Raw genomic sequence first — 22592 nt, forward strand, 5'->3', positions numbered from 1 at the left:
CATGGCCCGGCCCTGTCGGCCGTTAACCGGCGACGGAGATCACGGGCTCCTGCGGATGGGGGCGCCTGATCGATCGTGGGCTAACGAACGGTGTCCCGGCGCGTAGGTTCGAGGGATGGTCAGACTCCGGCGCAGCGACGCCACCGGCAAGGGCTACACGCGCAAGCGCTCCGGCACGGGCTGGACCTACCTCGACTCCGACGGGAACCGCGTCACCGACCGGGCGCTGCGGGCGCGCATGGAGCACCTCGGCATCCCGCCCGCGTGGACCGACGTGTGGATCGCGCCGTACGAGAACGGGCACGTGCAGGCCACGGGAATGGACAGCGCGGGCCGACGGCAGTACATCTACCACCCGACCTGGCGCGAGCAGAAGGACCGGATCAAGTTCGACCGCGCCCTGCAGCTCGCCGAGTCGCTCCCGGCCGCGCGCCGCCAGGTCACGATGCACCTCCGTCAGGACGGCTTCACGCGCGAGCGCGCGCTGGCCGCCGGCTTCCGGATGCTCGACACGGGCAGCCTCCGGGTGGGCAGCGAGCGCTACACGGAGTCGAACGGCAGCCACGGGCTGTCCACGCTCCTCTGCTCGCACGTGACGATCCACGGTGACACCGTCCACCTCGAGTTCCCCGCGAAGAGCGGGCAGGAGTGGTCGAGCGACATCCGGGACGCCGACCTCGTGAAGGCCATCCGGGGCCTCAAGCGCCGCGGCCCGAACGCGCGGCTGCTGGCCTACGAGGACGGCCGCACGTGGCACCCGCTGGGGGCCGCGGACATCAACGACTACGTGCGCGAGCGGACGGGCGGCGAGTTCACCGCGAAGGACTTCCGCACCCTGCACGGCACGGTCGCCGCGGCGATCAGCCTCGCGAAGCACGGGCCGGAGCCGACCAAGGGCAAGCGGCAGCGGGCGCTCGCGCAGGCCTACCGCGACGCGGCGGAGGTGCTGAGCAACACCCCGACCATCGCGAAGAACAGCTACGTGGACCCGCGTCTCGTCGACGAGTACGTGCACGGCCGGACCATCGATCCGCAGCGCACCGCGTCGGGCGAGACGGAGCTCCGGGTGCTGCTGTTCCGGTGACCCGACGGCGGTCGGGAGCCGGCTGGGCGGAGGCGGCGTGAGGCCCGGAATCACGGGGGAGCGGGCGCGACACGCCCGGGTTGCACGCATGGCCGGACTGTGACAAACTCGTCTAGTTCAACATTCCGGTGCACGCCGCCCTGCGCGCGAGACACCGGATCACTGCCAGGCAGTGCATAGCCGCCCGGAGCGCACGTCGCTCCCTGGGCAGGTTAGGCCGCGGGCAGCAGAGCAGAGGCACACGACACCCACCGGATGAGCACCGCTCGTCCGCGCCCGCATGCGGGCGGGTGCACGAGCTGCCCGAGGCCGCGTCCCACGATGCGCGCCCGGGTGCACCACGGATCGGCGCGCCACGAGGCGCACCGCTCCGAGCGAGGGACACACGCGTCCAATACGGTCCGAGGCCGCATGACGCACGAAAGAGAGAGAGTCACGCATGGCGGGACAGAAGATCCGCATCCGACTTAAGTCGTACGACCACTCGGTCATCGACTCCTCGGCCCGGAAGATCGTCGACACGGTGACCCGCGCGGGCGCCACGGTCGTCGGCCCGGTGCCGCTGCCCACGGAGAAGAACGTGATCTGCGTGATCCGTTCCCCCCACAAGTACAAGGACAGCCGCGAGCACTTCGAGATGCGCACGCACAAGCGTCTGATCGACATCGTCGACCCGACGCCGAAGGCGGTCGACTCGCTCATGCGACTCGACCTCCCGGCCGACGTCAACATCGAGATCAAGCTCTAAGGGAACCCATGTCTACCGCTAACAGGACTTTCACCGGTCTGCTCGGCACGAAGCTGGGCATGACGCAGGTGTGGGACGAGAACAACAAGCTCATCCCCGTGACCGTCGTCCAGATCACCCCGAACGTCGTCACCCAGGTGCGCACGCCCGAGGTCGACGGCTACGGCGCGATCCAGATCGCCTACGGCCAGATCGACCCGCGCAAGGCCGACAAGCCGAGCACCGGCCACTTCGACAAGGCCGGCGTCACGCCGCGCCGCCACCTCACCGAGGTCCGCACCGCCGACTTCGCCGAGTACACGCTCGGCCAGGAGATCACGGTCGGCGTTTTCGAGGTCGGCGCCAAGGTCGACGTCGTCGGCACCAGCAAGGGCAAGGGCTTCGCCGGCGTCATGAAGCGCCACAACTTCCGGGGCGACAACGCCTCGCACGGTGCGCACCGCAACCACCGCAAGGCCGGCTCCATCGGCGCCTCCTCGACCCCCAGCCGTGTCTTCAAGGGCATGCGCATGGCCGGTCGCATGGGCGGCGAGCGCGTCACCGTGCTGAACCTCGTCGTCCACAGCGTGGACGCCGAGAAGGGCCTCCTGCTCGTCAAGGGCGCAGTGCCCGGCGCGCGTGGCCGCATCGTCTTCGTCCGCAACGCAGTGAAGGGGAAGTAGTCATGGCTACCGACACCCAGCTCGACGTCCTCGACGCGACCGGTGCAGTCACCGGCTCCGTCGACCTGCCCGCGTCGATCTTCGACGTGCAGACCAACGTCCCGCTCATCCACCAGGTCGTCGTCGCCCAGCTCGCCGCGGCGCGCCAGGGAACGCACAAGACCAAGGGCCGCGGCGAGGTCTCCGGCGCCGGCCGCAAGCCGTTCAAGCAGAAGGGCACCGGCCGCGCTCGTCAGGGCTCCATCCGCGCGCCCCAGATGACCGGCGGTGGCATCGTCCACGGCCCGACGCCCCGCAGCTACGCGCAGCGCACCCCCAAGAAGATGATCGCCGCGGCTCTCCTCGGCGCCCTCTCCGACCGCGCGCGCGGCGCCCGCCTCCACGTCATCGAGAGCCTCTCCGCCGGAGACGTCCCCTCGACGAAGACCGTGGTCGCGCTGCTCGAGGGCATCGCCACGAGCAAGCACGTGCTCATCGTCCTGGAGCGCACCGACGAGGTCAGCCTCCGCAGCGTGCGCAACATCCCGACGGTCCACGTGCTGTCCTACGACCAGCTCAACGCGTACGACGTGCTCGTGAGCGACGACATCGTCTTCACGAAGGGCGCGTTCGACGCGTTCGTCGAGTCGAAGACGGCCAAGGAAGAGGTTGCCGCATGAGCGCCACCCAGAAGGACCCCCGCGACATCATCATCGCGCCGGTCGTCTCCGAGAAGAGCTACGGCCTGATCGACCAGGGCAAGTACACGTTCATCGTGGACCCCCGCTCGAACAAGACGGAGATCAAGCTCGCGATCGAGAAGATCTTCGGCGTGCAGGTGGCGTCGGTCAACACGCTCAACAAGCAGGGCAAGACCCGCCGGACCAAGTTCGGGATGGGCAAGCGCAAGGACACCAAGCGCGCCATCGTCTCCCTCAAGTCGGGCTCCATCGACATCTTCACGACCGTCGGCTGAGACCGGGACTAGGAAAACACCAATGGCCATTCGCAAGTACAAGCCCACGACCCCGGGTCGTCGCGGTTCGTCCGTCGCCGACTTCGTGGAGATCACGCGCTCGACGCCCGAGAAGTCGCTGCTGCGCCCCCTCTCCAAGACCGGTGGACGCAACAACCAGGGCCGCATCACCACGCGTCACATCGGTGGCGGCCACAAGCGCCAGTACCGGGTCATCGACTTCAAGCGCAACGACAAGGACGGCGTCCTCGCCACCGTCGCGCACATCGAGTACGACCCCAACCGCACGGCGCGCATCGCGCTCCTGCACTTCATCGACGGCACGAAGCGCTACATCCTCGCGCCGAACAAGCTGCAGCAGGGCGACAAGATCGAGTCCGGCGCCCTGGCCGACATCAAGCCGGGCAACAACCTGCCGCTGCGCAACATCCCGACGGGTACCGTCATCCACGCCATCGAGCTCCGCCCCGGTGGCGGCGCGAAGATGGCCCGCTCCGCCGGCGCCTCCGTGCGCCTGGTGGCGAAGGACGGCCCCTACGCCCAGCTGCGCCTGCCCTCCGGCGAGATCCGGAACGTCGATGCGCGCTGCCGCGCGACCATCGGCGAGGTCGGCAACGCCGAGCAGTCGAACATCAACTGGGGCAAGGCCGGCCGCATGCGCTGGAAGGGCGTCCGCCCGACCGTCCGCGGTGTCGCCATGAACCCGGTCGACCACCCGCACGGTGGTGGTGAGGGCAAGACCTCCGGTGGACGCCACCCGGTCAGCCCGTGGGGCCAGAAGGAAGGCCGCACGCGCCACATCAACAAGCCCAGCGACAAGCTCATCGTTCGCCGCCGCAACGCCGGCAAGAAGCGCAAGTAGGAGTTGTAGAAGATGCCACGCAGTCTGAAGAAGGGCCCCTTCGTCGACGACCACCTGCTCCGCAAGGTGATCTCGGCGAACGAGGCCAGCAGCAAGAACGTGATCAAGACCTGGTCGCGCCGATCGATGATCATCCCGGCGATGCTGGGTCACACCATCGCGGTGCACGACGGTCGCAAGCACACCCCGGTGTTCATCACCGAGTCGATGGTGGGCCACAAGCTCGGCGAGTTCGCTCTCACGCGCACCTTCCGCGGCCACGTGAAGGACGACAAGAAGGGTCGTCGTCGCTAACGCGGCGACGAGAAGGAGGAGAGAAATGGTGGAGTCGATCGCACGCGTGCGTCACATCCGCGTCACCCCCCAGAAGGCCCGTCGTGTCGTGGACATGATCCGCGGGAAGCAGGCCGAGGAGGCCCTGGCCATCCTGAAGTTCGCGCCCCAGGGCGCGAGCGAGCCGGTGTACAAGCTGGTGGCCTCGGCCATGGCGAACGCGCGGGTCAAGGCCGACGCGTCCAACAGCTTCCTGGCCGAGCAGGACCTCTACATCGCCAAGGCGTTCGTGGACGAGGGCACCACCCTCAAGCGGTTCCAGCCGCGCGCACAGGGTCGCGCATTCCGTATCAACAAGCGCACCAGCCACATCACGGTCGTCCTCGCGACGCCGGATGAGGCGGACGTGGCGACGACCACGAAGAAGGCGAGCAAGTAATGGGACAGAAGGTCAACCCGTACGGGTTCCGTCTCGGGATCACCACCGACCACGTGTCGCGCTGGTTCTCGGACAGCACGAAGAAGGGGCAGCGTTACAGCGACTACGTCGCCGAGGACGTGCGCATCCGCACCATGCTCAAGACGAGCCTCGACCGCGCCGGTGTGGCGCGCATCGAGATCGAGCGCACCCGTGACCGCGTCCGCGTGGACATCTACACGGCGCGCCCGGGCATCGTCATCGGACGCCGCGGCGTCGAGGCCGAGCGCATCCGCGCCGACCTCGAGAAGCTCACGGGCAAGCAGATCCAGCTCAACATCCTCGAGGTGAAGAACCCCGAGGCCGAGGCTCAGCTGGTCGCCCAGGGCATCGCCGAGCAGCTGGCGGGTCGCGTGGCCTTCCGCCGCGCGATGCGCAAGGGCCTGCAGGGCGCGCAGCGCGCCGGCGCCAAGGGCGTCCGCATCCAGGTGTCCGGCCGTCTCGGCGGCGCCGAGATGAGCCGGTCGGAGTTCTACCGCGAGGGCCGCGTGCCGCTGCACACCCTCCGCGCGAACATCGACTACGGCTTCTACGAGGCCCGCACCTCCTTCGGCCGCATCGGCGTGAAGGTCTGGGTCTACAAGGGCGACATCACGAACAAGGATCTCGCTCGCGAGCAGGCGAACCAGAAGTCGTCCCGCCCCGAGCGCCGTAACGACCGTTCCGACGGTCGGACCGGGGACCGCCGCACCAACGCGCCGCGCACCGCGCCGGCCGCCGAGGCAGCGCCGGTCGCCGCAGCAGGAGTTGAGGCGTAACCATGTTGATCCCCCGCAAGCTCAAGCACCGCAAGCAGCACCACCCGGGTCGAACCGGTCACGCGACGGGCGGCACCGTGGTGTCGTTCGGCGAGTACGGCATCCAGGCCCTCACGCCCGCCTACGTCACGAACCGGCAGATCGAGTCCGCTCGAATCGCCATGACGCGTCACGTCAAGCGCGGCGGCAAGGTGTACATCAACATCTTCCCCGACCGCCCGATCACCAAGAAGCCCGCCGAGACCCGCATGGGTTCCGGCAAGGGCTCGGTCGAATGGTGGGTCGCGAACGTCAAGCCGGGCCGCGTGCTCTTCGAGCTCTCCGGAGTCGACGAGGTCACGGCGCGCGAGGCGCTCACCCGGGCCATCCACAAGCTGCCCCTCAAGGCACGCATCATCAAGCGCGAGGAAGGCGACGCATAATGGCGATCGGTTCCAAGGAGCTCGCCCCCGTCGAGCTGGACACTTTCGAGGACGAGCGACTCGTCGAAGAGCTGAAGAAGGCCAAGGAGGAGCTGTTCAACCTGCGCTTCCAGTCGGCCACCGGTCAGCTCGACAGCCACGGCCGCCTGCGCGCCGTCAAGCGCGACATCGCTCGGATCTACACGGTCATCCGCGAGCGCGAGCTGGGCATCCGTCCCACGCCCGCCCCCGTCGAGGTCCCCGAGAAGCCCGAGAAGAAGAAGGCGACGAAGAAGGCCGCGAAGGCCGACGACGCCGCCGTCACCGAGAAGGCTGAGGAGGCTTGATCATGGCGAACGCCGAAGAGAAGAACACGGCTGACACCGCGACGGTCGACCGCGGCTACCGCAAGTCGCGTCGTGGCTACGTCACCAGCGACAAGATGGACAAGACCATCGTCGTCGAGGTCGAGGACCGCGTGAAGCACCCGCTGTACGGCAAGGTCATCCGCCGCACCTCCAAGGTCAAGGCGCACGACGAGGCGAACACCGCCGGCATCGGCGACCTGGTCCTGATCAACGAGACCCGTCCCCTCAGCGCCTCCAAGCGCTGGCGCCTGGTCGAGATCCTCGAGAAGGCCAAGTAGCCCCGGCTGCTTGGATGAAGGAGCAACAGTGATTCAGCAGGAATCCCGCCTGAAGATCGCCGACAACACCGGTGCCAAGGAGATCTTGACCATCCGCGTGCTCGGTGGCTCGGGTCGTCGCTACGCCGGACTCGGGGATGTCATCGTCGCGACCGTCAAGGACGCGATCCCCGGCGGCAACGTCAAGAAGGGCGAGGTCGTCAAGGCGGTCATCGTCCGCACCAAGAAGGAGACGCGCCGTCCCGACGGCTCGTACATCAAGTTCGACGAGAACGCGGCCGTCATCCTGAACAGCAACGGGGAGCCCCGCGGCACCCGCATCTTCGGACCGGTGGGCCGCGAGCTCCGGGACAAGAAGTTCATGAAGATCATCTCGCTGGCACCGGAGGTCATTTAGTCATGGCGAACATCAAGAAGGGTGACCTCGTGCAGGTCATCACGGGTCGCACGCAGGCCAAGGGCGGCGACCGGGGCAAGCAGGGCAAGGTCCTGTCCGTCCTGGTCGAGCGCAACCGCGTCGTCGTCGAGGGCGTGAACTTCGTCACGAAGCACGTCCGCGTCGGCCAGACGCAGCGCGGCTCCAAGACGGGCGGCATCGAGACCGTCGAGGCGCCCATCCACATCTCCAACGTCGCGCTCGTCGACCCCGAGTCCAAGAAGCCCACGCGAGTCGGCTTCCGGACCGAGACGGTCGAGAAGGACGGGGTCTCCAAGACCGTCCGCGTGCGCTACGCCAAGAAGTCAGGTAAGGACCTCTAGCAATGACCGACACCGCCACCGCTGGCACGGCCGAGAGCACGCCGCTCCCGCGCCTCAAGCAGAAGTACCGCTCCGAGATCGTCAGCCAGCTGACCGCTGATCTCGGCTTCACGAACGTGCACCAGGTGCCCGGGCTCACGAAGATCGTCGTGAACATGGGCGTCGGCGACGCGGCCCGTGACGGCAAGATCATCGACGGCGCGGTCGCCGACCTCACCAAGATCACCGGCCAGAAGCCGCAGGTCACGAAGGCCCGCAAGTCGATCGCCCAGTTCAAGCTGCGTGAGGGCCAGGCCATCGGCACCCACGTGACGCTGCGCGGCGACCGCATGTGGGAGTTCCTCGACCGCCTGCTGTCCCTCGCCCTGCCGCGCATCCGCGACTTCCGCGGGCTCAGCCCGAAGCAGTTCGACGGCAACGGCAACTACACGTTCGGCCTCAACGAGCAGAGCATGTTCCACGAGATCGACCAGGACCGCATCGACCGGGTCCGCGGCATGGACATCACGGTCGTCACGACCGCTCGGACGGACGACGAGGGACGCGCGCTGCTCAAGGCGCTCGGCTTCCCGTTCCAGACGCCCGAGAACACGCCGTAGCCTCTTCGGAGACGCAGCACCAGCTCCACCGCACGACCAGCACCACCGCACGATCGGCGCCGGGCACCTCCGCCCGGCGCCGCCACCACCACAGGTCGTCATCCGTGTCCGGATGAACGAAACCAGGCGAGAGAGGCACCACCAGATATGACAATGACCGACCCGGTCGCTGACATGCTGACCCGACTCCGGAACGCGAACTCCGCGCACCACGACACGGTCTCCATGCCGCACTCCAAGCTCAAGTCGCACATCGCCGACATCCTCAAGTCCGAGGGCTTCATCGCCGGCTGGGACGTCGCGGACGCCCGCGTCGGCCAGACGCTGACGCTCAGCCTCAAGTTCGGCCCCGACCGCCAGCGCTCCATCCGGGGCATCAAGCGCGTGTCGAAGCCCGGACTGCGCGTGTACGCGAAGTCCGCGGAGATCCCCCAGGTCCTCGGTGGCCTCGGGGTCGCCATCCTGTCCACCTCCTCGGGGCTCCTCACGGACCGCCAGGCTGCGAAGAAGGGCGTGGGTGGGGAAGTCCTCGCCTACGTGTGGTAACGCCATGTCACGTATCGGAAGACTCCCCATCGACGTCCCCGCAGGGGTCGACGTCGCCGTGGACGGCCAGCTCGTCACGGTGAAGGGCCCGAAGGGCGAGCTCAGCCTCACCATCGCGCAGCCCATCCGCGCCGAGGTCCAGGACGGGCAGGTGCTCGTCACCCGTCCGGACGACGAGCGCGAGTCGCGTTCGCTCCACGGCCTCACGCGCAGCCTCATCGCGAACAACATCATCGGCGTCACCACCGGCTACACCAAGGGCCTCGAGATCGTCGGCACGGGTTACCGCGTCGCGGTCAAGGACAAGGGCGTCGAGTTCGCGCTCGGCTTCTCCCACCCCGTGTACGTCGAGGCGCCCGAGGGCATCAGCTTCACAGTCGAGGGCGTCAACAAGATGACCGTCATCGGCATCGACAAGCAGCTCGTCGGCGAGACGGCCGCCAACATCCGCAAGATTCGCAAGCCCGAGCCCTACAAGGGCAAGGGCGTCCGCTACGCCGGCGAGAACGTTCGCCGCAAGGCCGGAAAGAGTGGTAAGTGATCATGGCTCTCGGAGTTAGAGGAAAAAGCAAGTCCGCCGCCCGCGGCCGCAGGCACGCACGCCTGCGCAAGAAGGTCGAGGGCACCGAGCTGCGTCCGCGCCTGGTCGTCACCCGTTCGGCCCGCCACGTCTTCGTGCAGGTCGTCGATGACAGCCGTGGTCACACCGTCGCGTCCGCATCGACCCTCGAGGCCGACATGCGCACGTTCGACGGCGACAAGACCGCCAAGTCGCGCAAGGTCGGCGAGCTCGTCGCCGAGCGCGCCAAGGCGGCCGGCGTGGAGAGCGTCGTATTCGATCGTGGTGGCAACCGCTACGCAGGACGCGTCGCGGCCATCGCCGAAGGAGCTCGAGAGGGTGGTCTGAGCCTGTGAGCGCAGCCGAGAACAACAACAAGGAGCCCGAGGTCGTGGCAGTGGCGGAGACGCCCGTCGAGACCGCGGCGTCCACCGCACCCGCGCAGAACGAGGGCCGCGAGGGCCGTCGTGGCGGACGCGACCGGAACCAGGGCGGCCGCGACAGCCGCGGTGGCCGTGATGCCGACAAGAGCCAGTTCCTGGAGCGCGTCGTCACCATCAACCGCGTGTCCAAGGTCGTCAAGGGCGGTCGTCGCTTCAGCTTCACCGCGCTCGTGATCGTCGGAGACGGCAACGGACTGGTGGGCGTCGGCTACGGCAAGGCCCGCGAGGTCCCGACCGCCATCTCCAAGGGCGTCGAGGAGGCGAAGAAGAACTTCTTCCGCGTCCCCCGCATCGGCCTGACCATCCCGCACGCCGTGCAGGGTGAGGCCTCCGCCGGAGTCGTCCTCCTGCGTCCCGCGTCCGCGGGTACCGGCGTCATCGCCGGTGGCCCCGTCCGTGCGGTGCTCGAGTGCGCCGGCATCCACGACGTGCTGAGCAAGTCGCTCGGCTCGTCCAACACGATCAACATCGTGCACGCCACGGTGGAGGCGCTGCAGCAGCTCGAGGAGCCGCGCGCGGTCGCCGCCCGTCGTGGGCTCGAGCTGGAGCAGGTCGTCCCGGCCCGCATCCTGCGCGCCCAGCGTGCCGAGGCCGACGCGAAGGCAGGTGTCTGATGGCTCAGCTCCGAGTGACGCAGATCAAGTCCAAGATCAGCGAGAAGCAGAACCAGCGCGACACCCTGCGGAGCCTCGGGCTCCGTCGCATCGGTGCCGTGGTGGTCCGAGAGGACAACGCCCAGAACCGCGGCTACGTCAACACCGTCGCGCACCTGGTGAAGGTGGAGGAGATCGACTGATGGCTGAGAAGAACGAGTCGGCCGAGACGCCCGTGAAGGCGTCCAAGGCCGCACCCAAGAAGACCGCGAAGGCCCCGGCCGCCGCCGCTTCCGCCGAGACGACCACGGTCGGCTCGACGGAGACGGTCAAGCGCGACCAGGTCCTCAAGGTCCACCACCTCCGTCCCGCTGCCGGGGCCAAGAAGGCACGCCAGCGTGTCGGCCGCGGTGAGGGCTCGAAGGGCAAGACCGCGGGTCGCGGCACCAAGGGCACGAAGGCCCGCTACACGGTGCGCGTCGGCTTCGAGGGTGGGCAGATGCCGCTGCACATGCGCACCCCGAAGCTCCGCGGGTTCAAGAACCCGTTCCGCGTCGAGTACCAGGTCGTGAACCTGGAGAAGCTCGCCGCGCTCTACCCCGACGGCGGCGACGTCACCACGAGCGACCTGGTCGCCAAGGGTGCGGTCCGCAAGAACGAGAAGGTCAAGGTCCTCGGGGACGGCGACATCTCGGTTAAGCTGACCGTTGCCGTCGACAAGGTCTCCGGTTCCGCTGCGGAGAAGATCGTCGCAGCAGGCGGCTCCGTCAAGTAGCACTGCAGGACGCTCAGGAGGGGCGGTCGGGGAACCGACCGCCCCTACTGGCACCTGGGGCCGCATCGGGTCGGCCCGACCCCCGCCTCCCGGCGGACCCTCCACAGAAAGCAGGACACCCTCCGTGTTGAGCGCCGTCGTCAGGATCTTCCGCACCCCCGACCTGCGTCGCAAGATCGGGTTCACGCTGGGCATCATCGCCCTCTTCCGCCTGGGCTCCTTCATCCCCGCGCCGTTCGTCGACTTCGCCAACGTGCAGTCGTGCCTCGCCGCCAACCAGGGCACGTCGGGCCTCTACGAGCTCGTCAACCTCTTCAGCGGCGGCGCGCTGCTGAAGCTCTCCATCTTCGCGCTGGGGATCATGCCGTACATCACGGCGTCGATCATCGTCCAGCTGCTCCGCGTGGTCATCCCGCACTTCGACACCCTCTACAAGGAGGGCCAGTCCGGCCAGGCCAAGCTCACGCAGTACACGCGCTACCTCACGATTGCGCTCGCGGTGCTCCAGTCCACGACGCTCATCACCGTCGCGCGCAGCGGCGCGCTGTTCGGCCAGACCAACGTCAGCGCCTGCACGCAGCTCGTCACGAACGACGCCTGGTACGCGATCATGCTCATGGTCATCACCATGACCGCCGGCACCGGCCTCATCATGTGGATGGGCGAGCTCATCACCGAGCGCGGCATCGGCAACGGCATGTCGCTCCTCATCTTCACGTCGGTCGCCGCGGCGTTCCCGACCTCGCTCATCGCGATCCAGCAGAGCCGCGGCTGGGAGGTCTTCGCCCTCGTCATCCTGGTCGGCCTGCTGGTCGTCGCCGCCGTCGTCTACGTCGAGCAGTCGCAGCGCCGCATCCCCGTCCAGTACGCCAAGCGCATGGTCGGGCGCCGCACCTACGGCGGCAACAACACGTACATCCCCATCAAGGTGAACATGGCCGGCGTCGTGCCCGTCATCTTCGCGTCGTCGCTGCTGTATCTGCCCGCGCTCGTCGCGCAGTTCAACCAGCCGCCCGTCGGCCAGCCGCCGGCACCGTGGGTGCAGTGGATCACCGACAACCTCACCACGGGCGACCACCCGCTCTACATGGCGATGTACTTCCTGCTCATCGTCGGGTTCACGTACTTCTACGTCGCCATCACCTTCAACCCGGAGGAGGTCGCCGACAACATGAAGAAGTACGGCGGCTTCATCCCCGGGATCCGCGCCGGGCGTCCGACGGCCGAGTACCTCGACTACGTGCTCACGCGCATCACGCTGCCGGGCTCGCTGTACCTCGGCCTCATCGCGCTCCTGCCGCTCATCGCCCTGTCGCTCGTCGGCGCCAACCAGAACTTCCCGTTCGGCGGCGCGAGCATCCTCATCGTCGTGGGCGTCGGCCTCGAGACGGTGAAGCAGATCGACTCGCAGCTGCAGCAGCGGCACTACGAGGGGCTGCTCAAGTGACCCGGCTCCTCATCGTCGGCCCTCCCGGGGCCGGCAAGGGCACGCAGGCCACGCGCATCGCCGCCGAGTACGGCATCCCGGACGTCTCGACCGGCGACATCTTCCGCCAGAACATCAAGGACGGCACCGAGCTCGGGCAGCAGGTCCAGGCGCTCGTCGACGCGGGCAACTACGTGCCGGACGAGCTGACCAACAGCCTCGTCACGGCACGCCTCCGGGAGGACGACGCGCGCGAGGGCTTCCTGCTGGACGGCTACCCGCGCACGCTCGCCCAGGTCGCGTACCTCGAGGATCTGCTCCAGGGCTGGGGCCACCAGCTCGACGCCGTGATCCAGCTCGTCGCCGACGAGGAGGAGGTCGTGGCCCGGCTCACCCGGCGCGCGGTCGAGCAGGGGCGCGCCGACGACGGCGAGGACGAGATCCGGCACCGCCAGGAGGTGTACGTCCGCGAGACGAGCCCCCTCATCGCCGTGTACCGCGACCGCGGTCTGCTGATCGAGATCGACGGCCTCGGCGACGTCGATGAGGTGGCGGCGCGCATCCGCACGGCCCTCGCCGAGCGCGGCGTCCGCCCCGTCTCCGACGCGGGCCGCGCCTAGACCGTGGGAGCGCTCCGCCGCACGCCCGGCATCTACAAGACGCCGGACGAGATCCGCCGCATGGTCGCTCCGGGCCTCGCGACCGCCGCGTCGCTCGACGCCGTGCGCGGGCTCATCGCGCCGGGCGTCACCACGGGCGAGCTCGACGCGGCCGCCGACGCCGCCATCCGCGCGCTCGGCGGGCACTCGAACTTCCAGCTCGTGCCCGGGTACCGCCACACGGTGTGCGTCTCCGTGAACGACGAGGTCGTGCACGGCATCCCGGGCGACCGCGTGCTGCAGCCCGGCGACATCGTCTCGGTGGACAGCGGCGCGGAGATCGACGGCTGGAACGGCGACTCGGCGATGACCGTGGTCGTGCCGGACCCCGCGAACCCGGATGTCGTGGAGGCGCGCGAGCGCCTGTCCCGCGTCACCGAGGACTCCCTGTGGGCCGGCATCGCCCGGCTCGCGACCGCGTCGCACCTCAACGAGGTGGGCGAGGCCGTCGAGGAGAGCGTGGAGGCGGCCGGCTCCTTCGGCATCGTCATGGACTACACGGGGCACGGCATCGGCCGCAGCATGCACGAGGATCCGCCGGTGTTCAACTACCGCGTGCGGGGCAAGGGCCCCGCGGTGAAGCCGGGGCTCGTCGTCGCGATCGAGCCCATGATCACCGACGGCGAGGCGGAGACGCGCGTGCTCGACGACGACTGGACCGTCGCGACCGTCGACGGCAGCATGGCGTCGCACTGGGAGCACTCGGTCGCGGTGCACGCGCGCGGCATCTGGGTGCTCACGCTCGCGGACGGCGGCGCCTCACGCCTCGTGCCGCTCGGCGTCACGCCCGTCGCCCCCTGACACGCTGATCCGCTGACCGTCGGCGGGCCCCCGCTCCGCCCGCTCAGGTGTCCATGACGTGCACGAGCTCCTCGATGAAGGAGCCGTGCGACCCGGACGCCCGCATGATCGCCTGCACGTCCCGGTGGTCGGAGAAGACCTCGACGAACTGGTCGAAGACGTGCTGGAAGCTCGAGCGCCCGCTCGCGCTGAAGGCCACGAGCGCGACCACGTGCACGCGGTTGCCGCCCCACTGCATCGCCTCGTCGTTGACGACGATGGCGATGGCCGTGCGGTGGGCGGTCATGGCGAGCGAGTGCGGCACGGCGAGCGTGTCGGTGAAGGCCGTGGACGAGAGCCGCTCGCGCTCGATCGCGCCCTCGATGTACTCGGGCTCGATGATGCCCTGCTCGACCATCCGCCCGCCGAGCAGCCGGATCATCGCCTCCTCGTCGGGGGCGTGCAGGTCGCGGAAGAAGAGCGACTCGTCGAGGAAGCGCAGCAGGTCGTGCTTCATCGCGCTGCGACGCGCGAGCCGGCGGACGCGCGCGACGGCCCGGCGGATCGCCTCGATGTCGTCGGGCGTCGGCAGCGGCTGCACCACCACGACGGCGTCGCCGGGCGGGCGGGATCCCGTGGCGTCGATGACGAGGTCGACCCCGAGCGCGTCGGCGTCCGCGTCGGTGCGCGTGATCACCGCGTCCACGCTGATGTCCGCGCCGAGCGCCTGCTCGATCCGCGAGCGCATGATCTGGTGCAGGTCGTAGTAGTTCGGGCAGACGAGCGCGCACGCGACCCGGTCGTCGCGGCGGGCGACGCGCTCCCGGTGCGAGCCCACGTGCAGCGCGATGTAGGCGATCTCGTCGTCGTTGATCGCGATGCCCCGGCGCCGCTGCACCTCGCTCGCGATGAAGACCGCGATCTCGTAGGTCATCGGGTAGGACGTCTTGATGGACCGGGCGAGCGGGTTGCGCGAGAACGAGCGGTCGGCGGCGCGGGCGACGAGGTTGCCGAGGTGCAGCGAGAAGCGCACCGTGAAGTCCTCGTCCTCGAGGTCGACCAGGTACTCCTGCTTCACGCGGCGCACGATGGCGCGCACCACGTCGAGGTCGCTCTCGACCACGTGGTCGCGCATCACGGTGGCGAGGGGCTGCTCGTTCCCGGGCGTGACGACGCGCGTGCGGACGAGGAGCGCGAGGTAGGCGACGTCGCCCGCGGGGACGGGCACGTCGAAGTGGGCGCCGAGGAGCCGGGCGAGCACGCCGCGGATCGCGAGGGCCGTGGGATCCGCGGCGGGGGAGCCTGCGTCGGCCGCGTCCGCGTCCACGTCGACTGCCTCGGCGTCGGACACCGCGCCGGCCGGTTCCGCGTGCGCCCGCCGCGGCGCCCGTGCCAGCCGGTCCACCGCGATCGCGACGTGCAGCAGCACGTTGTCGACGCCGTACTCGTTGACGAAGAAGCCGCGCTCCGTGAGCTCGCGGATGAGGTCGGTCTTGAAGGCGCGCAGCGAGTCGGAGGCGAACTCGCGCTGCACGCTCTCGAGCGGCAGGAACCCCTGCGCGCTCTCGTCGCGGAACATGCGCGACAGCAGCCGCCGGAAGTCGCGCTCGGACCCCGCGAGCACGACCTGGGATCCGGTGCGACGGAGCGCGAGCCCGGCGTCCTCCACGAGGGCGCGCACCTTGCGGAGGTCGGCCTCGATCGTGGACTCGCTCACGTGCAGCTCGTCGGCCAGCGCGAAGACGTCGAGGCCGGCGGGGGCGTCGCCCAGGCGGCGCACGAGCGCGTGCAGCCGGTCGCGCGGCGTGCCCTGCGCGTCGCCCGACGCGCGGCTGCCCCGGTGCCGGGCGTAGCTGCCGGCGTCGATGCGGTAGCCGTCGGGGGAGGAGGCGATCGCCACCTCCGAGCGCTCGCGCACCGCGGCCACGTAGCTCCGGACGCTGCGGGTGGTGACGCCCAGCCGGTCGGCGAGCTCCCCGGCCTCGACCCAGCGATCCGCCGTGGACAGGTAGTCCAGCAGCCTCTCCTGGTTGTCGCTGAGCATGCGCGTCCTCCCCGCGGCCGGGCGGATCCCGGGATCGAGGGGACGGGCGCGGCTCGCGTGCACGGTCGAGTCAACCATCCCCGGGTGCCGAGGGCGGTCCTCGCGGCCGCCCCGCCACCGGTCTTCCTACCGGGCGGAAGCGGATCTGCTGGTGGCGCGCCCCCGCCGCGGAGCACGATGGGACGACCAGCGACGACGCGAGGAGGCACAGCATGACCGGGAGGATCCTCGTCGTCTGCGGCTCCGGCGCATCCAGCACCTTCCTCGCCCACCGCCTCCGCTCCCTCGCCGAGGCCGACGGGCTCGAGATCGAGGCCGTCGCGGGATCCGTCGCGGACGTGCGCCTCGACGCCGCGGGCATGGACGTCGTCCTCCTCGGCGCCCACCTCGCCGACCGGATCGACCTCGTGCGCCGGGCCGCCGCCGACGAGGGCGCGACCGCCGTGCTCCTCGACGCGGCCGCCTCGCGTCCCGAGGGCGCCCGCGCCGCCCTCGACCGGGCCCTCGCCGCCATGCGCGCCGGCGGCCGCGCGATGGGGCTGGGCGCCGCGCCGGGCCGTCCCGTCGGGGGAGCGTCGCACCCCGCCTGACCGACCCGCCCGCCTCCGCGACCACCGGCGCCCGCGCCGACACCACCCGATCCCCCCCCGCACGACAGCGACACCGCACGACCACCGCCCACCAGGGCCCCGCCGACGGGGCCGATCGAAGGAGCCACCATGGCAGAACGCACCGTCACCATCGCCTCGTCGCACGGGCTGCACGCCCGCCCCGCCTCGCTGTTCACGCAGGCCGCCGCGAAGGCCGGGATCCCCGTGCAGCTCGCCAAGGGCGACCGCAGCGTCAACGCCGCCAGCATCCTCGGCGTGATCTCGCTGGGCGTCGACACGGGCGACGAGGTCGTCGTCTCCGCCGAGGGCGAGAACGCCGAGCAGGTCGTCACCGATCTCGCCACGCTCCTCGAGTCCGACCTGGACGCCGCATGAGCTCCCGCAGCCTGAACGGCATCGGCATCGGCCGGGGATCCGCCGTCGGCCCTGTCATCCGGATGCCCGACCCGCTCCCCGAGCCCGCCGACACCGCGAGCACCCTGACCGCCGACGAGGAGCGCATCCGCGTGAGCGCGTCGCTCGCCGCGGTCGCCGCCGACATCCGCATCCGCGGCGAGAAGGCCGGCGGCGCTGCGAAGGACGTGCTCGAGGCGCAGGCCTTCATGGCGGAGGACCCGACGCTCGTCGACGACATCACCGCGCGCCTCGCGACCGGCCGCACCGCCGAGCGCGCCGTGCACGAGGCGTTCGCGGGCTTCCGCGACCTGCTCCTCAGCATGGGCGGCTACATGGGCGAGCGCGCTACCGACCTCGACGACGTCTCGCAGCGCGTCGTCGCGCACCTGCAGGGCGTCGCCGCCCCGGGCGTGCCGGATCCCGACCACGCCTTCGTGCTCGTCGCCCGCGACCTCGCGCCCGCCGACACCGCCCTCCTCGACCTCGACAAGGTGCTCGCGCTCATCACGACCGACGGCGGCCCCACCTCGCACACGGCGATCCTCGCCCGCGAGAAGGCGATCGTCGCGGTCGTCGGCGTCGCGGCCGCGGCCGAGCTCGCCGACGGCCAGACCGTCGTGGTCGACGCCCTCACCGGCGCCGTCACCGTGGACCCGACGCCCGAGGAGGAGTCCGCCGCGCGTGACGCCATCGCGGCCCGCGGCGCCCGCGTCGCCGTGCCCACCGGCCCCGGCGCGCTCTCCGACGGCACGACGATCCCGCTGCTCGCGAACCTCGGATCCGCCGACGGCGCGGCCGACGCGGTCGAGAAGGGCGCCGAGGGCGTCGGCCTCTTCCGCACCGAGTTCCTCTTCCTCGACGCCACGAGCGCGCCGACCGTCGCCGAGCAGCAGGAGCACTACACGCGCCTGCTCCAGGCGTTCCCCGGCCGGAAGGTCGTGGTGCGGGCGCTCGACGCCGGCGCCGACAAGCCGCTCGCCTTCCTCAACGACGCCGACGAGGAGAACCCGGCCCTCGGGCTCCGCGGCCTCCGCGCGCTCAGGGCGAACGAGCAGATCCTCCGCGACCAGCTCACCGCGCTCGCGCAGGCCGACGCCGCCACCGAGGCCGACCTGTGGGTCATGGCGCCCATGGTCTCGACCGTGGAGGAGGCGCGCTACTTCTCGGCCCTCGGCCGCGAGCTCGGGCTGAAGACCGTCGGCGTGATGGTGGAGGTCCCGTCCTCCGCGCTCCTGGCCGACCGGATCCTCGGCGTCGCCGACTTCGCGAGCATCGGCACCAACGACCTCACGCAGTACACGCTCGCGGCCGACCGGCTGCTGGGATCCGTGGCCGCGTTCCAGGACCCGTGGCACCCCGCCGTCCTCCGCCTCGTGCAGGAGGTCGGCGCCGCCGGCCGCGCGCTCGGCAAGCCTGTGGGGATCTGCGGCGAGGCCGCGGCCGACCCGCTGCTCGCCGTCGTGCTGGTCGGCCTCGGCGCCACCAGCCTCTCGATGTCGCCAGCGGCCCTCGCCGACGTGCGCGCCGAGCTCGCCCTCCACTCGCGCGAGGAGGCGGAGGCCCTGGCCGCCGTCGCCCTCGCCGCCGACAGCGCCGTCGAGGCGCGTGCCGCGGTCACCGCGGCGTCGGCGCCCGTCACCGTCTGACCCGCCCCCTCACCGCACAGATCCCCCACCACCACCGCAGCAGGCGAGCCGACCGCAGGCCCGCCACCACCACGAACAGGAGCACCACCCCCATGACGACGACGTCACCCACCCGCAGCACGGGACAGTCCGTGCGGATCGGCGTGCAGAAGTTCGGCACGTTCCTCAGCGGCATGATCATGCCGAACATCGCGGCGTTCATCGCCTGGGGCCTGCTCACGGCCCTGTTCATCAAGGACGGCTACCTGCCCAACGCGGAGCTCGCCAGCCTGGTGAACCCGGTGCTGTTCTTCCTCCTCCCGCTGCTCATCGCGAACACCGGAGGCCGCATGGTCTACGACGCGCGCGGCGGCGTCGTGGCGAGCATCGCGACCATGGGCGTCATCGCCGGCACCATCGGCACCCCGTACTTCGACGGCGGCAGCCCGATGTTCCTCGGCGCCATGATCACGGGCCCGCTCGCGGCGTACCTGCTCAAGGTCATCGAGCGGCTCTGGATCGACCGGATCCGCCCCGGCTTCGAGATGCTCGTCAACAACTTCTCCGCCGGCATCCTCGGCGCGATCTTCGCGATCGGCGCGTACTTCGGCCTCACCCCGGTGATCCGCGGCATCACGTCGGTGCTCGGCGGTGGCGTCGGCTTCCTCGTGGACAACCACCTGCTGCCCCTCACGAGCATCGTCATCGAGCCGGCGAAGGTGCTGTTCCTCAACAACGCCATCAACCAGGGCATCCTCACGCCGCTCGGCACCGAGGAGGCGACCCGCACCGGCAAGAGCATCCTGTTCCTGCTCGAGGCGAACCCCGGCCCCGGCCTCGGCGTGCTCCTCGCGTTCACGATCTTCGGCGCGGGCGTCGCCCGCAGCACGGCCCCCGGCGCGATCCTCATCCAGTTCGTCGGCGGCATCCACGAGATCTACTTCCCGTACGTGCTCTCCAAGCCGCTCCTGTTCCTCGCGGTCATCGCGGGTGGCGCGTCCGGCGTCGCGACCAACGTCGCGTTCGGCTCCGGCCTCCGCGGCCCGGCCTCGCCCGGCAGCATCATCGCCGTGCTCGGCCAGACCGAGCGCAACAGCTTCCTCGGCGTGATCCTCTCGGTGCTCATCTCCGCGGCCGTCACCTTCGTCGTCGCCGCGGTCATCCTCCGCACCGGCAAGAAGTCCGAGGGCGACTTCGGCGCCGCGGTCGCCGCGACGCAGGCCAACAAGGGCACGGAGTCCTCGATCCTCTCGGGTCTCGGCGCCGAGACCGGCACCGCGGGCACGGTCGGCGGCCTCGCCGACGGCGCCACGGCCACGGGCGCGGGCACGGACGGCGGCACGGCCACGGCCACCCGCATCCAGGACATCGTCTTCGCCTGCGACGCCGGCATGGGCTCGTCCGCCATGGGCGCCTCGGTCCTCCGCAACAAGATGAAGAAGGCCGGCGTCACCGACGTCACCGTCGTCAACAAGTCGATCGCGGCCCTCGACGGCACGGCCGACCTCGTGATCACGCAGCGCGAGCTCACCGACCGGGCCCGCGAGAAGAGCCCGGCCTCGGAGCACGTCTCGGTCGACAGCTTCATGAACTCGCCGCGCTACGACGAGATCGTGGAGCTGGTCCAGAGGCAGCGCTCGGACAGCTGATCACCCGGGTCCGCCCCCGCGGCGGATCCCGCACCACCGCAATCGCGGGGCCGGGCCAGGCTGGAAGGCGCGGTCCGGCCCCGCACCACGCACACACGTCAGGAGCACCATGTCGAACGTCCTCGAACCCGCCCAGATCCGCGTCGGCGGCACCGCCGCGAGCGTGGAGGAGGCCATCGCCGAGGCGGCGGGCATCCTCGTCGCCGCGGGCGCCGTCACCCCCGAGTACCAGGGCTACATGCTCGAGCGCGAGAAGAGCGTCTCGACCTACATGGGCAACCTGCTCGCCATCCCGCACGGCACCAACGAGGGCAAGGACACGATCCTCGACTCCGCCCTCTCCTTCGTCCGCTACGACGCCCCCATCGACTGGGCGGGCAACGAGGTCCGGTTCGTCGTCGGCATCGCCGGCAAGGACAACGGGCACCTCGACATCCTCAGCAAGATCGCCATCATCTTCAGCGACGACGACGAGGTGCAGAAGCTCCTCGACGCCCCCGACGCCGCCGCGCTGTACGCGCTCCTGGCCGAGGTGAACGAGGCGTGAAGGCCGTCCACTTCGGCGCCGGCAACATCGGGCGCGGCTTCGTGGGGCTGATCCTGCACGAGGCCGGGTACGAGGTCGTCTTCGCCGACGTCAACGCCGAGCTCATCGGGCACCTCGCCGCCGCGGACTCGTACCGCGTCACCGAGGTCGGGCCGCATGCGCGCGACTGGACCGTGACGGGCTTCCGCGCGATCGACAGCGCCGCCGACGGCGAGGCGCTCATCGCCGAGCTCGCGACCGCGGACGTCGTCACCACGGCCGTGGGGCCGAACATCCTCCGCTTCGTCGCCCCGGCCATCGCCGCCGGCCTCCGCGCGCGCTCGGCCGACCTCGGTCCCGTCGCCGTCATGGCGTGCGAGAACGCGATCAACGCCACGGACGCGCTCCGCGCCGAGATCCGGGCGGCCCTCGTCGACGAGCCCGACGCGATCGGCCGCGCGATCTTCGCGAACACGGCCGTCGACCGCATCGTGCCGAACCAGGACCCCGCCGCGGGCCTCGACGTCACCGTCGAGGACTTCTCGGAGTGGGTCGTGGAGCGCGGCCCGTTCGGCGACGCCGTCCCGGAGATCGCGGGCGCCACGTTCGTCGACGACCTCGCGCCCTACATCGAGCGGAAGCTCTTCACGGTGAACACCGGGCACGCGACCGTGGCGTACCACGGCTACGCGCGCGGCGCCGTGAGCCAGTCGGACGCGATGGCGATCCCCGAGGTCGCCGACGAGGTCCGCCAGGTCCTGGAGGAGACCAGCGCGCTGCTGGTCGCCAAGCACGGGCTCGACGAGGCCGAGCAGGCGGCGTACCGCGAGAAGAACCTCGCGCGCTTCGCCAACGCCGCCCTCGCCGACACGGTCGAGCGCGTCGGCCGCCAGCCGCTGCGCAAGCTCTCCCGCGAGGAGCGCTTCGTGGGTCCCGCGTCGCAGCTCGCCGAGCGCGGCCTGCCGCACGAGGCGCTCGTCCGGGCGATGGGCCAGGCGCTCCGCTTCGACCCCGCGGGCGACCCGCAGGCGCTCGAGCTCCAGGAGCTCCTGCAGACGGACACCGCGGCCGACCTCGTCCGACGCGTCACCGGGCTCGACGACGTGCACCCGCTCACCGCGGACCTGGTCGCCGTGGTGGACGCCGCCCAGGCCGACCGCCGCAGCGCGCCGCGCCACCGCGCGGAGTAGCCGGGCGGGAGCCGCACGACGGCATGGGCACGGGCCGGGCGGGCGACCGCCCGGCCCGTGCGCATGCTCCCGACGGCGGTGGCGCTCCGTGGGCGCAGGCGCCGCCGCTAGCGCAGGATCCGCGGATCCGACCGCGACACGCGGGGAGAATTGCGACACGCCCGGGGATGCCGTACTCTCGACCCTTGGTGCGCGGCCGCCTCCCGGCGAGCCGTCCCCACCATGCGCGCTCCACCTGATGCGCATCCGCACGACCAGCAGACACCACCTCTAGCGACAGTGAGTATATGGCCAAGAAAGACGGCGTCATCGAGATCGAAGGCGGAGTTGTCGAAGCTCTGCCGAACGCGATGTTCCGCGTTGAGCTGAGCAACGGGCACAAGGTCCTCGCCCACATCTCGGGCAAGATGCGTCAGCACTACATCCGCATCCTCCCCGAGGACCGCGTGATCGTGGAGCTGAGCCCGTACGACCTCACGCGCGGCCGGATCGTCTACCGCTACAAGTAGGCCTGCTGCACAAGGAACGGCCCCGCATCCGCGGGG

At 70.3% G+C, this 22592-nt stretch carries 32 protein-coding genes; 31 read left to right on the forward strand and 1 reads right to left on the reverse strand.

The window, feature by feature from the left end:
* Nucleotides 1-115 precede the first annotated feature (115 nt).
* The 24 genes from PED38_RS14355 to map all read left to right on the forward strand — a co-directional run bounded on the left by PED38_RS14355 (nucleotide 116) and on the right by map (nucleotide 14027).
* A complete protein-coding gene (locus PED38_RS14355; protein ID WP_063070787.1) occupies nucleotides 116-1084 on the forward strand; it encodes a DNA topoisomerase IB in 969 nt (322 codons plus the stop codon).
* Between the two features lie 439 nt (nucleotides 1085-1523).
* Nucleotides 1524-1832, forward strand: coding sequence for a 30S ribosomal protein S10 (gene rpsJ / locus PED38_RS14360; protein ID WP_012039307.1), 309 nt, complete (start codon nucleotides 1524-1526; stop codon nucleotides 1830-1832).
* A gap of 8 nt (nucleotides 1833-1840) precedes the next feature.
* Complete coding sequence (gene rplC / locus PED38_RS14365; RefSeq protein ID WP_270981774.1) at nucleotides 1841-2494, forward strand: 50S ribosomal protein L3; 654 nt, start codon at nucleotides 1841-1843, stop codon at nucleotides 2492-2494.
* Nucleotides 2495-2496: 2 nt separating this feature from the next.
* Nucleotides 2497-3153, forward strand: a complete 657-nt coding sequence (rplD, locus tag PED38_RS14370; protein WP_063070789.1) for a 50S ribosomal protein L4 — start codon at nucleotides 2497-2499, stop codon at nucleotides 3151-3153.
* A complete protein-coding gene (rplW, locus tag PED38_RS14375) occupies nucleotides 3150-3449 on the forward strand; it encodes a 50S ribosomal protein L23 (RefSeq protein ID WP_012039304.1) in 300 nt (99 codons plus the stop codon). Before rplD ends, rplW begins: the two co-directional genes overlap by 4 nt.
* Nucleotides 3450-3471: 22 nt before the next feature.
* Nucleotides 3472-4311, forward strand: coding sequence for a 50S ribosomal protein L2 (gene rplB / locus PED38_RS14380; RefSeq protein WP_063070790.1), 840 nt, complete (start codon nucleotides 3472-3474; stop codon nucleotides 4309-4311).
* A gap of 12 nt (nucleotides 4312-4323) precedes the next feature.
* Nucleotides 4324-4605: a 30S ribosomal protein S19 gene (rpsS, locus tag PED38_RS14385; protein ID WP_063070791.1), complete on the forward strand. Its 282-nt coding sequence runs from the start codon at nucleotides 4324-4326 to the stop codon at nucleotides 4603-4605.
* Nucleotides 4606-4630: 25 nt separating this feature from the next.
* The gene (gene rplV, locus PED38_RS14390) at nucleotides 4631-5023 is read left to right on the forward strand and encodes a 50S ribosomal protein L22 (protein WP_063070792.1); all 393 of its coding nucleotides are present in this window, start codon (nucleotides 4631-4633) and stop codon (nucleotides 5021-5023) included.
* Nucleotides 5023-5820, forward strand: coding sequence for a 30S ribosomal protein S3 (rpsC, locus tag PED38_RS14395; protein WP_012039300.1), 798 nt, complete (start codon nucleotides 5023-5025; stop codon nucleotides 5818-5820). The genes rplV and rpsC overlap by 1 nt, the downstream gene beginning before the upstream one ends.
* A gap of 2 nt (nucleotides 5821-5822) precedes the next feature.
* Nucleotides 5823-6242, forward strand: a complete 420-nt coding sequence (gene rplP, locus PED38_RS14400) for a 50S ribosomal protein L16 (protein WP_063070793.1) — start codon at nucleotides 5823-5825, stop codon at nucleotides 6240-6242.
* Nucleotides 6242-6568, forward strand: coding sequence for a 50S ribosomal protein L29 (gene rpmC / locus PED38_RS14405; RefSeq protein ID WP_063070794.1), 327 nt, complete (start codon nucleotides 6242-6244; stop codon nucleotides 6566-6568). Before rplP ends, rpmC begins: the two co-directional genes overlap by 1 nt.
* Before the next feature lie 2 nt (nucleotides 6569-6570).
* Nucleotides 6571-6867: a 30S ribosomal protein S17 gene (gene rpsQ, locus PED38_RS14410; protein WP_063070795.1), complete on the forward strand. Its 297-nt coding sequence runs from the start codon at nucleotides 6571-6573 to the stop codon at nucleotides 6865-6867.
* A gap of 28 nt (nucleotides 6868-6895) precedes the next feature.
* A complete protein-coding gene (gene rplN, locus PED38_RS14415) occupies nucleotides 6896-7264 on the forward strand; it encodes a 50S ribosomal protein L14 (protein ID WP_012039296.1) in 369 nt (122 codons plus the stop codon).
* A gap of 2 nt (nucleotides 7265-7266) precedes the next feature.
* The gene (gene rplX, locus PED38_RS14420) at nucleotides 7267-7626 is read left to right on the forward strand and encodes a 50S ribosomal protein L24 (RefSeq protein WP_063070796.1); all 360 of its coding nucleotides are present in this window, start codon (nucleotides 7267-7269) and stop codon (nucleotides 7624-7626) included.
* A 2-nt stretch (nucleotides 7627-7628) separates the two neighbouring features.
* Nucleotides 7629-8225: a 50S ribosomal protein L5 gene (gene rplE / locus PED38_RS14425; RefSeq protein WP_063070797.1), complete on the forward strand. Its 597-nt coding sequence runs from the start codon at nucleotides 7629-7631 to the stop codon at nucleotides 8223-8225.
* Nucleotides 8226-8372: 147 nt separating this feature from the next.
* Nucleotides 8373-8771: a 30S ribosomal protein S8 gene (gene rpsH, locus PED38_RS14430; RefSeq protein WP_063070798.1), complete on the forward strand. Its 399-nt coding sequence runs from the start codon at nucleotides 8373-8375 to the stop codon at nucleotides 8769-8771.
* Nucleotides 8772-8775: 4 nt separating this feature from the next.
* On the forward strand, nucleotides 8776-9312 hold the full coding sequence (gene rplF, locus PED38_RS14435) for a 50S ribosomal protein L6 (RefSeq protein ID WP_063070799.1): 537 nt from the start codon (nucleotides 8776-8778) through the stop codon (nucleotides 9310-9312).
* A 2-nt stretch (nucleotides 9313-9314) separates the two neighbouring features.
* A complete protein-coding gene (gene rplR / locus PED38_RS14440) occupies nucleotides 9315-9686 on the forward strand; it encodes a 50S ribosomal protein L18 (protein ID WP_012039291.1) in 372 nt (123 codons plus the stop codon).
* 35 nt (nucleotides 9687-9721) lie between these two features.
* Nucleotides 9722-10387 (forward strand): 30S ribosomal protein S5, encoded by a 666-nt coding sequence (rpsE, locus tag PED38_RS14445; protein WP_063070807.1) that lies wholly within the window; start codon nucleotides 9722-9724, stop codon nucleotides 10385-10387.
* Entirely contained in the window at nucleotides 10387-10569 is a 183-nt protein-coding gene (rpmD, locus tag PED38_RS14450) for a 50S ribosomal protein L30 (RefSeq protein ID WP_012039289.1), read from the forward strand. Before rpsE ends, rpmD begins: the two co-directional genes overlap by 1 nt.
* On the forward strand, nucleotides 10569-11141 hold the full coding sequence (rplO, locus tag PED38_RS14455; protein ID WP_063070800.1) for a 50S ribosomal protein L15: 573 nt from the start codon (nucleotides 10569-10571) through the stop codon (nucleotides 11139-11141). Before rpmD ends, rplO begins: the two co-directional genes overlap by 1 nt.
* A 124-nt stretch (nucleotides 11142-11265) precedes the next feature.
* Entirely contained in the window at nucleotides 11266-12588 is a 1323-nt protein-coding gene (secY, locus tag PED38_RS14460; protein ID WP_063070801.1) for a preprotein translocase subunit SecY, read from the forward strand.
* Entirely contained in the window at nucleotides 12585-13187 is a 603-nt protein-coding gene (locus PED38_RS14465) for an adenylate kinase (RefSeq protein ID WP_270981775.1), read from the forward strand. The genes secY and PED38_RS14465 overlap by 4 nt, the downstream gene beginning before the upstream one ends.
* Before the next feature lie 3 nt (nucleotides 13188-13190).
* Nucleotides 13191-14027 (forward strand): type I methionyl aminopeptidase, encoded by an 837-nt coding sequence (gene map, locus PED38_RS14470; RefSeq protein WP_063070803.1) that lies wholly within the window; start codon nucleotides 13191-13193, stop codon nucleotides 14025-14027.
* Nucleotides 14028-14070: 43 nt separating this feature from the next.
* On the opposite strand, the gene PED38_RS14475 is transcribed toward map, so the two are convergent.
* On the reverse strand, nucleotides 14071-16050 hold the full coding sequence (locus tag PED38_RS14475) for a BglG family transcription antiterminator (RefSeq protein ID WP_270981804.1): 1980 nt from the start codon (nucleotides 16048-16050) through the stop codon (nucleotides 14071-14073).
* 212 nt (nucleotides 16051-16262) lie between these two features.
* Here PED38_RS14475 and PED38_RS14480 point away from each other — a divergent pair, with 212 nt between their 5' ends.
* The 7 genes from PED38_RS14480 (at nucleotide 16263) to infA (ending at nucleotide 22556) form a co-directional block, all read left to right on the forward strand.
* Nucleotides 16263-16640, forward strand: a complete 378-nt coding sequence (locus tag PED38_RS14480; protein ID WP_063070805.1) for a PTS sugar transporter subunit IIB — start codon at nucleotides 16263-16265, stop codon at nucleotides 16638-16640.
* A 129-nt stretch (nucleotides 16641-16769) separates the two neighbouring features.
* Nucleotides 16770-17036, forward strand: a complete 267-nt coding sequence (locus PED38_RS14485) for an HPr family phosphocarrier protein (protein ID WP_012039282.1) — start codon at nucleotides 16770-16772, stop codon at nucleotides 17034-17036.
* Entirely contained in the window at nucleotides 17033-18703 is a 1671-nt protein-coding gene (gene ptsP, locus PED38_RS14490) for a phosphoenolpyruvate--protein phosphotransferase (protein WP_270981776.1), read from the forward strand. Before PED38_RS14485 ends, ptsP begins: the two co-directional genes overlap by 4 nt.
* Nucleotides 18704-18795: 92 nt before the next feature.
* Nucleotides 18796-20331 (forward strand): PTS mannitol transporter subunit IICB, encoded by a 1536-nt coding sequence (locus tag PED38_RS14495; RefSeq protein WP_063070809.1) that lies wholly within the window; start codon nucleotides 18796-18798, stop codon nucleotides 20329-20331.
* A 109-nt stretch (nucleotides 20332-20440) separates the two neighbouring features.
* Nucleotides 20441-20878: a PTS sugar transporter subunit IIA gene (locus tag PED38_RS14500; protein ID WP_063070810.1), complete on the forward strand. Its 438-nt coding sequence runs from the start codon at nucleotides 20441-20443 to the stop codon at nucleotides 20876-20878.
* A complete protein-coding gene (locus PED38_RS14505; protein WP_063070811.1) occupies nucleotides 20875-22047 on the forward strand; it encodes a mannitol-1-phosphate 5-dehydrogenase in 1173 nt (390 codons plus the stop codon). The genes PED38_RS14500 and PED38_RS14505 overlap by 4 nt, the downstream gene beginning before the upstream one ends.
* A 287-nt stretch (nucleotides 22048-22334) precedes the next feature.
* Nucleotides 22335-22556, forward strand: a complete 222-nt coding sequence (gene infA / locus PED38_RS14510; RefSeq protein ID WP_012039277.1) for a translation initiation factor IF-1 — start codon at nucleotides 22335-22337, stop codon at nucleotides 22554-22556.
* The last annotated feature ends 36 nt before the right edge of the window (nucleotides 22557-22592 follow it).

The organism is Clavibacter sp. CT19, assembly GCF_027858075.1.
GTDB lineage: Bacteria > Actinomycetota > Actinomycetes > Actinomycetales > Microbacteriaceae > Clavibacter > Clavibacter tessellarius_A.